10 protein-coding genes are annotated in these 13493 nt (G+C 43.1%); 6 read left to right on the forward strand and 4 right to left on the reverse strand.

Annotated elements, in window-relative coordinates; all coding sequences use genetic code 11:
* The first annotated feature begins 391 nt into the window (after positions 1-391).
* The 4 genes from L2W36_RS10245 to L2W36_RS10260 are packed head-to-tail and all read left to right on the forward strand — an operon-like array spanning position 392 to position 4329.
* On the forward strand, positions 392-1348 hold the full coding sequence (locus L2W36_RS10245; protein ID WP_062463443.1) for an HlyD family secretion protein: 957 nt from the start codon (positions 392-394) through the stop codon (positions 1346-1348).
* Entirely contained in the window at positions 1349-2275 is a 927-nt protein-coding gene (locus L2W36_RS10250) for an ABC transporter ATP-binding protein (RefSeq protein WP_062463440.1), read from the forward strand. It abuts the gene before it with no gap.
* Complete coding sequence (locus L2W36_RS10255; RefSeq protein ID WP_236109971.1) at positions 2272-3372, forward strand: ABC transporter permease; 1101 nt, start codon at positions 2272-2274, stop codon at positions 3370-3372. The genes L2W36_RS10250 and L2W36_RS10255 overlap by 4 nt, the downstream gene beginning before the upstream one ends.
* Before the next feature lie 24 nt (positions 3373-3396).
* Positions 3397-4329, forward strand: coding sequence for a LysR family transcriptional regulator (locus L2W36_RS10260; protein ID WP_063604787.1), 933 nt, complete (start codon positions 3397-3399; stop codon positions 4327-4329).
* A gap of 92 nt (positions 4330-4421) precedes the next feature.
* Here L2W36_RS10260 and L2W36_RS10265 read toward each other — a convergent pair whose 3' ends face one another.
* The 4 genes from L2W36_RS10265 to L2W36_RS10280 form a co-directional block, all read right to left on the reverse strand.
* Positions 4422-5141 (reverse strand): oligogalacturonate-specific porin KdgM family protein, encoded by a 720-nt coding sequence (locus L2W36_RS10265; protein WP_236109972.1) that lies wholly within the window; start codon positions 5139-5141, stop codon positions 4422-4424.
* A 317-nt stretch (positions 5142-5458) separates the two neighbouring features.
* Entirely contained in the window at positions 5459-6613 is a 1155-nt protein-coding gene (locus tag L2W36_RS10270; protein WP_236109973.1) for a tetratricopeptide repeat protein, read from the reverse strand.
* Between the two features lie 211 nt (positions 6614-6824).
* A complete protein-coding gene (locus L2W36_RS10275; protein ID WP_236109974.1) occupies positions 6825-7676 on the reverse strand; it encodes a MalM family protein in 852 nt (283 codons plus the stop codon).
* Between the two features lie 81 nt (positions 7677-7757).
* Positions 7758-9149 carry a carbohydrate porin gene (locus L2W36_RS10280; protein WP_236109975.1) on the reverse strand — a complete coding sequence of 464 codons (1392 nt, stop codon included), beginning with the start codon at positions 9147-9149 and terminating at the stop codon, positions 7758-7760.
* A gap of 438 nt (positions 9150-9587) precedes the next feature.
* On the opposite strand from L2W36_RS10280, the gene glgX reads away from it, so the two are divergent.
* Both glgX and L2W36_RS10290 read left to right on the forward strand, forming a co-directional pair.
* Positions 9588-11552 (forward strand): glycogen debranching protein GlgX, encoded by a 1965-nt coding sequence (gene glgX, locus L2W36_RS10285; RefSeq protein WP_236109976.1) that lies wholly within the window; start codon positions 9588-9590, stop codon positions 11550-11552.
* A gap of 151 nt (positions 11553-11703) precedes the next feature.
* Positions 11704-13467: a sensor domain-containing diguanylate cyclase gene (locus L2W36_RS10290; protein WP_236109977.1), complete on the forward strand. Its 1764-nt coding sequence runs from the start codon at positions 11704-11706 to the stop codon at positions 13465-13467.
* Positions 13468-13493 lie beyond the last annotated feature (26 nt).

Raw genomic sequence — 13493 nt, forward strand, 5'->3', positions numbered from 1 at the left:
CTGTCTTATCCGTGACTGTTGCAGAATTTCCCTACAAACCAAGTTCACTGTATTGCTTGATTTTGTTGAACTAAGCGTTAATTTACGGAATACAGATGACAGGTACTAGTCAGAAAGTTCAAGGAAATGTCAGGACGTGACTTTGTGTCAAACAATCAATAAAAACTATATGTTAGGTTTAACAACTGGTTAAAAAGATCCGCGCGAAGTAATCATACTCTGCTCCCTATCTGACAGCTTGTCAGACTCCCCCTGAAATTAATCACTATCTCACCTCCCAACGAATACCAATATCCAAAACGTCTTGACTTCATAACTTTATGAAAATTAGCTAGAAAATAATCAACTGGCTTCTAATATTGACTATATAAGTGATATTTGAGGGTTTTCTATGAAACGGTCGTTGTTCATTGTTTTCTCTATCTTGTTTTCTCTGGTGGGATGCCAAAGTGACGACAATGGCAAAGCACTAGGTACACTTGAGCGAGACCGCATTACATTTTCTTCTACCGCGAATGAAATCATTCGTGAATTGCCTATTCGTGAAGGGAGTATGGTAAAAACAGGAGATGTTCTAGTTCGCTTAGACACCAAACGGCAAGAAGCCGTATTAGCTCATTCGATAGCTGAAGAAGCAAAAGCCAGTGCTTACTTACTTCGCCTAACCAATGGTGAAAGACCTGAAGATATTGCAGCTGCGCAAGCTAAAGTAGATATGGCCCAAGCTCGATTGATCGAAGCGGAAAAGAACTACTCTCGAGCAGAAGAGTTAGTGCGCAAAAAACTCGCAAGTCAATCGCAAAAGGACCAAGCGTTAGCTAACCGCGACTCAGCAAGAGCGGAGCTAAACTCGGCAACAGAAGAGTTCTCAAAGCTGACAGCCGGTACCCGACCCGAGGATATTACACAAGCAGAAGCTGCCTTGGCTGCTGCCAAGGCCGACGTTGCATTACAAACCCAGCAGTTGGATGAGCTCACTATCGTCGCGACACGTGATGGCGTACTTGATAACCTGCCATACAATCTTGGCGAACGAGTTGCCACAGGTTCCTTTGTTGCCGTGGTGCTTGCAGACCGAGTGCCTTATGCGCGTGTCTATGTTCCTTCATCAGTCAGGGTGAAGTTCGTTCCGGGTATTGAAGTGCCTGTTCATGTGGACGGGTTAGATCAAATACTGACGGGCAACGTTCGTTGGGTCGCATCCGATCCGTCATTCACCCCTTATTATGCTCTAACTGAAGATGAGCGTTCACGCTTGATGTATCTGGCAGAGATCGACTTACCTGACAGTGCTCAAACACTTCCTACCGGAGTACCAGCTCAAGTTGACTTAGCGGGGCTGAAGTAGATGAGCGAGATTGCCGTTACAGCAACCAATATCACCAAAAAGTTTGGTGACTTTACTGCCATCAATGGCATTAACTTGTCGGTTCCCAAAGGCAGTATTTATGGGTTTCTAGGGCCCAATGGTTGCGGAAAATCGACCACTATTCGCATGCTAACAGGCCTGCTTAGTCCTACCGAGGGCACCGTTAATGTTTTGGGATTGGATATTCCCCAACAGTCAGAACAACTGAGACTAAAGATTGGTTATATGACACAGAAATTCTCTCTGTATGACGATCTTTCTGTTCAGGAGAACTTGCAGTTTATTGGGCAAATATTCGGAATGAACCGCTCTTTTTGTAACAATCGAATAGAAGAGCAACTGAGTATCTACGGTCTGTCCAACCTCAAGAAACAACGAGTCAGCGGCATGAGCGGTGGCCAAAAACAGCGTTTATCTCTTGCAGCTGCGACCATGCACAGACCAGAACTGCTTTTTTTGGATGAGCCGACTTCAGCCGTGGATCCTGAGAATCGTCGAGAATTTTGGGAGCAGCTGTTTGATCTTAGTGATCAAGGCACCACTATCCTAGTCACCACCCACTATATGGATGAAGCTGAGCGTTGTCATCGATTAGCCATTATGGAAGCGGGAGAAATGCGCGCGGATGATGAGCCAGAAGTGCTGATGAATAATATGGGAGTCAACATTATCGAAGTGCGAGCGCCTCAATTACGAGCATTGAAAGAGAAGCTCATCGCTTGTGAAGAGGTTAGATCTGCAGCTCAGTTAGGAATTCGCTTACGCGTATTGATCTATCAATCCGTCGCAGACCCCATCTTATGGCTTAAAACGCGCTTCCCTGATTTAGCTCAGGCAGAGCTCACGCCGGCAAGACCAAGTTTAGAAGATGTCTTTGTTTCCGTGACAGGTAAGGGCAGACAATGAAAAGCTTAACGCGCATGAGCGCCATAATGGTCAAAGAAATTCGTCAGCTCTTAAGGGATCGCATTACGTTTGGGATGGTTGTCATGATACCGCTCATTCAGCTTATTTTATTTGGATTTGCAATGAATACAGACGTGCGGAATATTCCGATTGCGATTGTTGATCAAAGCCAATCAGCCCCGGGGCGAATTATTGTTGAAGCCGTCAAGGTCACTCAAGTCGTAACCGTTAAAGCACAATATCCAACGGTTGAGGAAGCAGAGGTTGCCATTCGTGAGGGTGTGGTACGTGCGGCGTTAATCTTACCTAACAACCTAACGCAACGTATTTCTCATAAGCAGACACTAGGCCAATGGCTGGTCGACGGTTCCGATACTATGATCAGTTCTGCGCTTTTGGGCTTACAAAACATGCCTATCAAAGAGTTTGCGATCGCAGGCTACCAGCCAAGCTCTCCGAAAACCTTCGAAGCAACCCTACTCTATAATCCAAGTCGCCGATCCGCAGTGAACATTGTCCCTGGACTCTTAGGTGTGATACTGACAATGACGATGATTTTATTTACCAGTGCAGCCATCGTGCGAGAACGCGAACGAGGCAATCTGGAGTTATTAATCACCACACCTATTCATTCCCTTGAGCTAATGATCGGTAAGATAGTCCCTTATATCTTTATCGGACTGATTCAGATCTTCATTATTTTAGGACTCGGTTGGGCGATTTTCAGCGTTCCCATAAATGGTCAAGTGAGTCAAATTTTGATGGGAAGTTTGCTATTTATAGCCGCTAGCTTAACTTTGGGTTTGGTGATTTCAACCATCGCGCAGACTCAGTTGCAAGCCATGCAAATGACCGTGTTTATCTTGCTGCCTTCTATCTTGCTCTCTGGATTTATGTTTCCTTATGAAGCGATGCCGAATGCCGCTCAATGGGTCGCAGAAGCTTTACCAGCTACTCACTTTATGCGCATGATACGCGGCATTATTTTACGTGGTGCTGATTTGTCTGACGTATGGCGTGATACCGTCTGGCTGGCTGGATTTACCGTCGTCGGTCTTATTGTTGCCGCCTTTAGATTCAAGAAAACTCTCGATTAACAGACAACGACACAGGACGTTGCTATGGACAATAAAAAGCTAGAAAGCAAACCTAACAAGAAGTTCGACCTAAACTTACTGCGAGTGTTTATTTCTACTTACGAAACAGAATCTGTGACCAAATCAGCGGAGCAACTCGACCTGACGCAATCTGCGGTGAGTAATGCGCTGACACGCCTTAAAGAAAATGTTGGCAAGGAACTATTCTCGAGAACAGGCCGAGGCATCAAACCGACACGCTATGCCAAAGAGCTGTATGAGCAGACCCATGACCATATCATGAGTATAGAGAAAGTGATTCAAGGTCTAGAAGCGTTTGATCCAAAGAAAACACAACGTACATTCGTCGTGTATTGTCATGAAGCCGCTATGTTAAGGCTTCAGAAACGTCTCCATGTCTGTACTACCTATCCAAATATCGAGATCATCTTAAAAGAACTACCTCCCAAAGATGCCAGAATCTACGAAGATCTTCAGATGGAGAAAGTGGATCTAGTTATTGATGTGTCACCATCAGATAGCAAAGTATTTCAATCAGAATTACTGCACAGTGAAGGGCTAACATGCGTCGCCAGTAAGAATCATCCACGCATACAGCAAGGTAAATTCGATAAATCCAACTATATGACCGAAAGTCATGTTCTACTGAATATCAGGCGCCACAATCTCACATTTGTGGAATGGTTGGTCAGCGAAGTATTGCCACCACGAAAAGTATTTAGCCAACACTCTTCATTGCTTGGAATGCTTCCTTCAGTATCCAATTCACAAGCGATTGCGGTCATACCTTTATCTGTTGCGGAGCAGTACAGTGATATATTTCAACTGCAAACTTTTCCTTTCCCATTTGAAACTAAAACCTTTGATTCCTATATGGTTTGGCCAAGTAAAATGAGCCATAACTCTGCCATTACATGGTTAAGACAGCAGATGGTACATCATCTGAAAGAGAGTTAAACAAAGGCGGGTTATAAAAATTAAAAAAGGCAGCACTATGTGCTGCCTTTTCAATTCGGTTTGTCGCCAAGCGACTATGTATTCGATAACGATTAGAAGTTAAACGTTACACCTGCACGGATGCGGTTTTCTGTTTTAGTTTCAAATACACCGTTGTTTCTAGCACCATATGTCTTATCAAGGATCTGATAATCTACGTATGGAGCCCATGTTTCAAAGCCAGTGTACTTAACTTGGAATGTGTGTTCCCACTTAGTATCTGATTTATCAGTACCATTACCTGTGTATGCACCACCGTCTTTTTGGTTGATGTAAGCAGGGTTATACTCAAGTGCGAAGTCGTTTAGGTTATAACCAACCCATAGGTCGACTTGGTTAGTGTCGTTTGTTTTTACATTTGAGTTTGTGCTGCTAGACGCTGCTTGATAACGGTAACGAGCTGCAGTATAGAAGTTGCCTTCAGCATACGTTGCTTTTAGGTATGGACGGTATTCCATGTGGTCAGAACCGTTCCAGTATACGAAACCAGGAGTTAACGTGAAGTTATCGTTAATTGCCCAGTTGTAGTTTAGTTCTGTTTCGAATGCAGCAACGCTTTTACCAGAATTGCTAAACAGTTTATCACCTTGAGCTTGAGTACCTTCAAGGTGGATTTGCCAATCTTCTGCAAAGTCAAAACCAGCACGTACACGAGTTTCGTAAGTTTTAGCTTCTGTTTTGTAAGCACCACGAACGTCAACGTAGTTTGCGCTTGCAGGAAGGGCTACAGCAGCAACAAGTGCCGCCGCTAATGTCATTTTAAAAGTTTTCATGAAAAGCTCCGTATAGAACAGGAATGCCAAAAGGCATTAATTTAACGTGCGAGCGTTTAGGCCACTGCCAAGCATCCTTAGACGCCACACTAAAACTGAGCTCAGCATATTTTGTTGAGCATCATTTTTGTCAGAGGAATGTCAAAGTAGAGTTTGAAGTGATGAGCATCACATCATAATTGAACCACAAGCTAATTTACGGAACAAAATGTTCTCAAATCGATAACAAAAATAGATTATACACCTATTTTTGATTCAAATTAATCATAAATGAAACCACATTAATCATTAACGATGAATTCATACCATAAATACGATTACTGATTGGAGTAAGATGTGTGATAGTTGGAGTAATTGTAATCAGATTCATTCACTTGCATTGAGGTGTCATTATCGGAGGTCGTTTGCTGACTCTCTGAAGATTCCGTATTTGGCTGCTCTTTATTCAAAGTGTCTGCATCTTCAAGTGCAAAAAGAGGTAATTCTCTTTTATAGAGCTTGTTTAATGCCTTGATTAGCGAATGTTTCACCATCGGTCCAAACTGAAGTTTTTTAATGACGGGTTTTGCTAACGATTGAAGTCCCACGACGGAGTCCACTCCTAATGTCGAACCCACCGAGTCTCTTGCTGATTTTGCAGCCTCATAACCTAAATAGGCGGACATGAAAAGCCAAATATAAGCGATAGCAGCGCCATTAGGCTTAATGTCTCGCCATGCTTCACCTGCATAATACATAGCTTCCACATTGCCTTTCTCAGCCGCGCGTTCTAACCAATAGCAAGCTCTGTCAGTATTTTGTTCAACACCAACACCATTTAGGTAATTCAGACCCAGTTTGGTCATGCCCTCTTCACTTTGCTTTTCCGCGGCTTTTTCAAACCAAAGAGTCGATTGTTTAGGCGATGGTGTTGGGTTATCAGGAGAAATACTCCAGTCGCCCATATAGAGAATGGCCTCTAAATTTCCTTCTTCAGCAACTTCTTGGATGGTAAATACACCTTTGGGAATATTGCGCTCGGTACCTCGCCCATAAATTAAAGCCTTCGCAGCCTCAAATTTGGCATGAGAATCCCCTTCAGTACCAGCAATACAAAGGCGCCAATAGTTTGCTTGCTCACGTAATACCAAGTCTTCGCGCTTTTTATCACTGAGACGAACAATGCCGTACATCGCCGTGACGTTATCCAACTGCGCACCTTTATGGTACCAATACAGCGCTTCTTTCACATTCTTGCGTTCAGCTTCTTTCGCTAAATACAAAATTGTAGGTACATGGCCCGTTTCCGCTTTATAAACACGCTCTTGCCTTTCTTGTTGACGCGCTTTTTCAATAGCACGTCGGTAGGCAGCTTCACGCTCAAGACGCTCTTGCTCCATCCTCTTGCGTCTCAAGGATAACGAGAACATCCAGATAAATGCCAAGATGAGCGAAAGACTGGTTGCACCTATTGCAATAGAAAGTGTCGACATTGATTAATAGCTTTTTGGGTAACGGTTACTCTATATAGTAACGGCAGGAAGGGAGATTAATTAAGTGATATAGGCGATCTATTACACGCTTTTACAACTTAGTTTGGAGAAATGACGTTGGCTGAATATCTGTTTAGAGAAAAAGCCTCGAACCATTGCCGCTTCCTATACCGAGCAGAATGATTCGAGACGGGGTAAATTCTAAGTTATCTTACTTACGGCTGTTAATTGCTTTAACAAACGTTTCCTGAGCACCTTCGACGTTAAGAGCTTTCGCTTCATCTAGCAGGCTCAGAGCTTTAGGGATGTTGTCCTCGGCGACGGCTTTTTGGATCGCTGAGATGTAATAGGTTTTCGTTTCACTTTGCACAGGTACAACTGCTAACGAATCAGAAGGAATATTTGGCGCGGACGGCGATTTGCTCTCTGTGAAGTCAAATATAGATGAAGCCGCTTCCCTAATTGCTACTTTAATCTCTCCAATATCAACGTGTTGAACAACAGGGTCTGGTATGTTTGGTTCCACGGTTCGTTTTGAAATTGCGAATGCTTTCGCTGGATGAATTATCGTTGTCTCTTTACCTAAATCTTCCTGACTTGTATAGATGAGGAACCTTAACTCTGTTGTATCGGGCTTAGGAGTAATAACCACTGACCCTTCCAAAACCTCGCCCTTCACAAAGTCTTTTCGGTCATATGGAAAGAAGCTTGAGTCAAAAGAACGTATGAGGGTATTATTCTGATCATAGACAGCAAGGTTCGGCTGAAACACTCTAAGGTCTCTCATTTCTGAAGTCATAGTCAACTCAATTGGCTTACCTGAAGACTTAATGGAAATGCCAACAATACGACTGGAAATATTATCAGAATCCAACATAGGCGTATTTTCGTCAATGCGAAATGCGAGGTTAGCCTTAGAACTTACTGTATTCCACTTTACCTTTGATAAATCGCTTAAAATTAACTCTTGATGAGTGTTAATAGACGTATCAATAGTTTGTGTAGATGTACAGCCAAATAGTGCCACTAGTGACAATGTCAGTATCACAGCCTGTTTTTTCATACTTCATTCCCTCATGTAATACCGAAAAAATTAGACAGCTAGCACAATCACTAACTGTCTTTTCTTAATTAGATATCCTGATTACCACCAAGCTTCAACTTGTGCGCCAATCATTTTATCGTTGTTCTCTTGAGCCTGGTCACCGCCATACATGCTTGCAAAGATGCGGATCGCCGGTCTAGCCCAGAAATTGCTACCAGCTTGCCACTGTTGAGCAATAGTGATCTTGTTCAAATCTTGAGATTCAGACATCCAAGGGTCATCTTGAACGTAGTAACCACCTTCCAGAACCGTACTCATAGTATCGCTCCACTTATAAGAAGGACGCAGGACTACGCTAGCACGAGTTCCTTTTTTGCCATCACCATTTTCAAGCTGGGAATAGATGAACGAGTAGCCTAAATTCCATTTCTCTTGCTCAATCACACCCCAATCAATAAAGCGCCACGCTTTACGACCTTTTTGATCTTGTTCCATGTTGAATGAGTCACCTAGGTGGTTATTTACACCATAGCCAGCCCATGCATATCCTTCCGTTGAATACTGAACAACCGCCTTATTGAATCCGCCAAAGAAGTTGCCTTGCGTATGCTCGATAGTTGCAGAATAACCAATTTCATCGAGCCCATAATCACCAACATTTCCCGTACCTGTAGCTATCGCATTCTTTTGTTCATCGGTATAAGAAGGTTTGCCCGCCAGTACTATGAATTCCAAACTACCGTTAGTATTGGTCTCGAGTCCTGTATAGCGTAGATCGATAGTATTTGATGTTGAATATAACTGTGTACTCTCTAATGGCTCAAGATACTTATTGTCATCAAATGGCTTACTTGGATCATGTTGAGTATCATTCGGGTTACTAGGGTTGTAATTTGGGTTATCTGTCTTTTGCGGTGCTTTCCACTTATGTTGAACTACGGCAGCATGAAATTTACCAGGGCCTAAATCGATATTTTCGACACCAACACCATTACCCGAGTTGTTGATGTAATAGAAATCTTGGATATGAACATCTTTACGGCCATAGTAGCGGTTACCTGCCCACAGGCTCATACCATTACTCATTTTATAGTCAGCCCAAGCTTCACGAAAAGCCGCACGGCCACCACTCCAAGGGTCTGTTGCGTCAGTCCCTATTGACTGAAAAGAGTTACCTCGCCCATCTAGGCCACCATCTTCCACCGAGCCATAAGCAACTAAGGTGTGAATATTAAATGCCTGACCGTCATTGCCTTCCCAAACATTGTTTGCACTTAGCGACAGCTCAGCGTATACATCACATTCATCGCCTAATCGACCCACAACGTGAGCAGCTGGGCCACCATTCCCGTAGCAAAATTGAGAACCACCATCCATATTTGCACCAAATCCAGCTCGCATATATCCGTGGAAGTCAACATCTGCGGCAGAAACTGTACCAGTTCCTAGAACACCCACCACTGCAGCAGCAATTACACTTACTTTTTTCATTAGAAAACTCCGTTTAACTTATCGTTATATTCAATTTCATTTTCCAAAACGCCGCAGAGGCAGTACTGATGCGTTTAGGTCTGAAATATTTATCGGTTTAGGGTCCCGAGTTGATTGAACGGTGTCAGATTAACCAAGTAGTAAGTGCGATACGTCCTCCACCCTGAAGATTGTTAAGGGGGATGAGAAAGGATGAGAAAAATAACCGTATGGTGTTTTTTAAGGATAAGTCACAAAAAAAGGGGGGAGGAGTAGCGGATTTGGTAATGTTTTGACGCACAAAATACGTCTTACATCACTTTTTACAAAATAACGCCAAATAAACTGAAATTAAATTACATTTAAAATTCTGTGATCTTAACTTGACCTAATGTTTACAAAGCTATTAACTATTGAAAGTTAAGTAATGTCATTCACGAACAAATAGAAAAAAATCTTATGACACAACATCAATCAAGCCCATATCCATTAGGGGCGACGCTGGATAAACGAGGATGTAACTTCGCGATCCATGCTCCAGATTGCCCAGATATCCAATTAGCTCTCTTTGATGACAACGATAATATTCAATTGTTCCCACTCCCTAATGAATATGCTGGAGTAAGGCATACCCACATTAGCGAAGTCAAGGCTGGGCAACGTTATGGTTTTGTCATAGAAACGTGTGAAGAGCGTCATTTCATATCAGATCCTTACGCAAAATCGTTGGACAAAGCCCTGCACTATATTCCGCCATTTGATGCATCAAAAAGCTTTGAACTACCGAAATGTGTGGTCATTGCTGACGACTTCGATTGGCAAGACACTAAGCTACCAAGAATCCCACGCGAAGAAATGGTGCTGTTCGAAACTCATGTAAAAGGCTCCACTAAGCTCAATGAGAAGGTCCCATCGCAGAATAGAGGTAAGTATCTAGGCTTAGTCAGCGAAGAGATGCTGAGGTTTTATAAGCAGCAGAATATCAATTCTATACAATTGCTCCCTGTCGCTGCCTGTATGCATGAACCTCACCTGCTCAACATGGATAAAGTTAACTATTGGGGCTATAACCCATATGTCTTTATGGCACCAGATCCGCGCTATGCAGATTCAGATGCTGTCCTAGAACTAAAATCAGCTATTCGTGAACTTCACCGCCATGGTATTGAGGTCATTCTTGATGTGGTCTACAACCATACTGCAGAGGGTGGAGATAACGGAGCGGTCTTCAATCTGAAAGCCTTGGATTCTAAATTCTATCTACGCCATGGTGAGTTCTTTGCAAACTTTACCGGTTGCGGAAACACGGTTGACCTCAATTATCAGCCAGCACTCAACCTTGTTATGGATACACTCCGTTATTGGGTTCAAGAGTTCAACGTCGATGGCTTCCGTTTTGACCTTGCTGCGACACTCGGTCGTAACGGAGATAACTTTAACCGTGACGCTGCCTTCTTTAGAGCTGTCGCGCAAGATCCTGTATTAAAACAGACTAAGTTAATTGCAGAGCCATGGGATATCGGTCCTAATGGTTATCAAGTCGGTAACTTCCCATTTGGTTGGAATGAGTGTAATGACCGTTTGCGAGACATTACGCGCAGTTTCTGGCGGGGCGATCAAGGTTACTTGAAAGAGTTCGCTACCCGATTAATGGGTTCTCGAGACCTATACAGTGCGGCAAATTGGCCATATAAACTGACCGTGAACTACATCACCTACCACGATGGTTTCACTATGCAAGACTTGGTGTCATACAAGCATAAGCATAATGAGGCCAATGGTGAACAAAACCGTGATGGACACGGTGATAATCGCTCAGACAATTATGGCGCAGAGGGCGACACAGACAACCCAGTCATCTTGGCAACTCGCGAGAAGCAAAAGCGTAACTTTATGGCAACGCTACTCTTCTCGTTTGGTATTCCCCATATTTTGACCGCAGATGTCCTCTCACACACGCAAAAAGGTAATAACAACGCCTATTGCCAAGACAATGAGATCAGTTGGTTGGACTGGAGCTCAAGCGAGCCGAAAGAGCACTTCAGACAATGGCTAGCTGACATGCTTGCCGCTCGCCAGGAGTATATGGTGCCTTTCATCCGCGCATTTAGCGGCGAGAAGCGTAACGACAATCGCATTTTCTGGAGCCGTGTGGATGGAAAATTAATGAGCATGGAAGATTGGAATCGACTTAGTAGCGTCGCACTACATATTGGTATTGGGGATGACGGCGATGAGATGGTTTACTTAATTAACCAAACCAAAGCACCTGCTCGTTTTACCTTGCCAAACGATCGAAACCAGACTTGGAAGACCATTTGCGATACTCATATTGCAGAGTCTGAAGTAGGACATGCTGAAGGTGAAATACTTCAAGCCCCAATGTCGATGGCTATTTTGCACTTTTCTCCAACAGATTCATGATCTAACGTTAATCCATTCATCAATAAGAGGTTGTTTTTCAACCTCTTATTTTTATCAATTGATCTCTACTAACTTTACGTCAAATAATTGTTTTGTATCCCTTATCTAAGACGTAGTACCATTTCCGCATGCTCAAATGGTTTAATACAATATGTCTCTGCCGAAAATCCTACTACGAGCCCTAAAACCGCTCACTTTTGCTCTTATTGCAGCGCTTATTTTTATCTCCTATCAGCAATATCAACATTCTCTTCAACTCGCGAAATCTCAATCTCAGTCCAATGTGAAAATGGCAACGGCACTAGTTTGGTCTCAAATTGAAGCGACCTTTGCAAAAGTGGATTTACTGCAAAAGAATATTGACGATGCACGTTTTGCTTCACTTGTTACGCAAACACTAGACAACACGTACCTGTATAAAAGTATTAGTGTGTTCGACCCAGTCGCTCAAACTTATGTCGATAATCATGGAGAAGGTATTAGCGAGCAGACAAAGTCATCGATTCAGTGGCACTCCTTCGATGCTCTTTCGCACCAGTATGCTGTTTCGACCCTATATCAAAAGCAAGATGGGCTCTGGGTATTTGCTATCAAACAGCAACTTAGTCACCCCAGGCTAGAAGTTTGGTTTGAGGTAGACGCTCAGCATATCACCCAGTATCTCGCGAATATGAAAACGCTTAAAGAAGGCTATGTATTCGTAATTGATGGCACTAATGGCCGACTTATTTTCCATCCTAATCCTCTGAGAATCGGCACAGAATCCATCAGCTACCTAAAGGGTCTAGAACAGAAGATCACCTATGGACAAACTAGAGGTAGCTACGAATACCACTACAATGGCGAACTCAAAGTTAGTATGTTTGACGCAAGAAACCCAATGAAATGGATATTCGTTTCTGGAACGAGTCGAGCAGATATTCTGTTTACGTCTTATCAGATTTCACTCACCGCTTTGGTGATATTAGCGCTGTTATCGCTGGCTCTATCTATTAACTACATCAGTTACCAACTCAACCACTCTTTAGCAAGACTCAACCAGGCGCCTGACATTGCTCATTTTAAACACGATCTTCGCGCCATCTTTGACCGTTTTATCTTCCACAAAGGCGTACAATTTTGTCTATACGAACAAGATACTGGGAGCTTTAAAACCGTCGACTTTCATGGCAATACCAAAGTTATTCATCAATGCCAGTCATTGCCGTCCATCTTCACCTCACGTCAATTGAACTATGTATATAACAGTAACAATGATGCGTTAGCGCGAAAGCTTCAAGTGAATGGGCGTCATTACATATTGCCGCTATTTCAGAGGGATACCCTAATTGGCGTGATATACGTTAAGAGTGCGTTTTTTGCCTTTGATGGCGTAATAAGGGCTATTCGAGATTTCTCTGAAGTCGCTCTTTCAAACTTATTGCTGTTCCAATACCTCAACGATAAGGATTCACTTACTGGACTGGACAACAAGCTCACCATGCGTTCAGAGCTGACCCAGCAACTCAGAAATTCTAGCGCTTACTTTGCTTTGATCGATATAAATGGATTAAAAAGAATCAATGCTGACTATGGCGATATGATTGGCGACACGATTATTCTGTATGTAGCAGACATCATCAAACGCAGCTTCCCAAAGCCAAAGTCACATTGCATTGCTCGCTATGAAAGCGGACTATTTGCGGTACTATTCGAGGCAAACGACAACGTCGATGCGAAAAAGCAACTTGAATGGTTAAGACAGCTGATAGAAAAGCTACCTTTGAACATTCATGATGAATGGATTACAGCAACCGTCTCTATTGGCGTTACAGCAACAGGAGATAGTACAGATGGCATTATTGGTAGAGCTACTCAAAGCCTACAGCAGGCAAAACTAAAAGGTCGTAATCAAGTCCATATTCATCAAGCATAAAAATAGCCCCTCGGTTGAGGGGCTAT

Origin of the sequence: Vibrio sp. McD22-P3 (assembly GCF_021568915.1) — a bacterium.
In the GTDB taxonomy this organism is placed as follows: domain Bacteria; phylum Pseudomonadota; class Gammaproteobacteria; order Enterobacterales; family Vibrionaceae; genus Vibrio; species Vibrio mediterranei.

What these genes read in the sequence shown, in the direction of transcription:
- L2W36_RS10265 (WP_236109972.1), bottom strand. Translation starts at nt 5,141, where the DNA reads ATGAAAACTTTTAAAATGACATTAGCGGCGGCACTTGTTGCTGCTGTA.
- L2W36_RS10255 (WP_236109971.1), top strand. Translation starts at nt 2,272, where the DNA reads ATGAAAAGCTTAACGCGCATGAGCGCCATAATGGTCAAAGAAATTCGT.
- glgX (WP_236109976.1), top strand. Translation starts at nt 9,588, where the DNA reads ATGACACAACATCAATCAAGCCCATATCCATTAGGGGCGACGCTGGAT.
- L2W36_RS10280 (WP_236109975.1), bottom strand. Translation starts at nt 9,149, where the DNA reads ATGAAAAAAGTAAGTGTAATTGCTGCTGCAGTGGTGGGTGTTCTAGGA.
- L2W36_RS10260 (WP_063604787.1), top strand. Translation starts at nt 3,397, where the DNA reads ATGGACAATAAAAAGCTAGAAAGCAAACCTAACAAGAAGTTCGACCTA.
- L2W36_RS10270 (WP_236109973.1), bottom strand. Translation starts at nt 6,613, where the DNA reads ATGTCGACACTTTCTATTGCAATAGGTGCAACCAGTCTTTCGCTCATC.
- L2W36_RS10245 (WP_062463443.1), top strand. Translation starts at nt 392, where the DNA reads ATGAAACGGTCGTTGTTCATTGTTTTCTCTATCTTGTTTTCTCTGGTG.
- L2W36_RS10290 (WP_236109977.1), top strand. Translation starts at nt 11,704, where the DNA reads ATGTCTCTGCCGAAAATCCTACTACGAGCCCTAAAACCGCTCACTTTT.
- L2W36_RS10250 (WP_062463440.1), top strand. Translation starts at nt 1,349, where the DNA reads ATGAGCGAGATTGCCGTTACAGCAACCAATATCACCAAAAAGTTTGGT.
- L2W36_RS10275 (WP_236109974.1), bottom strand. Translation starts at nt 7,676, where the DNA reads ATGAAAAAACAGGCTGTGATACTGACATTGTCACTAGTGGCACTATTT.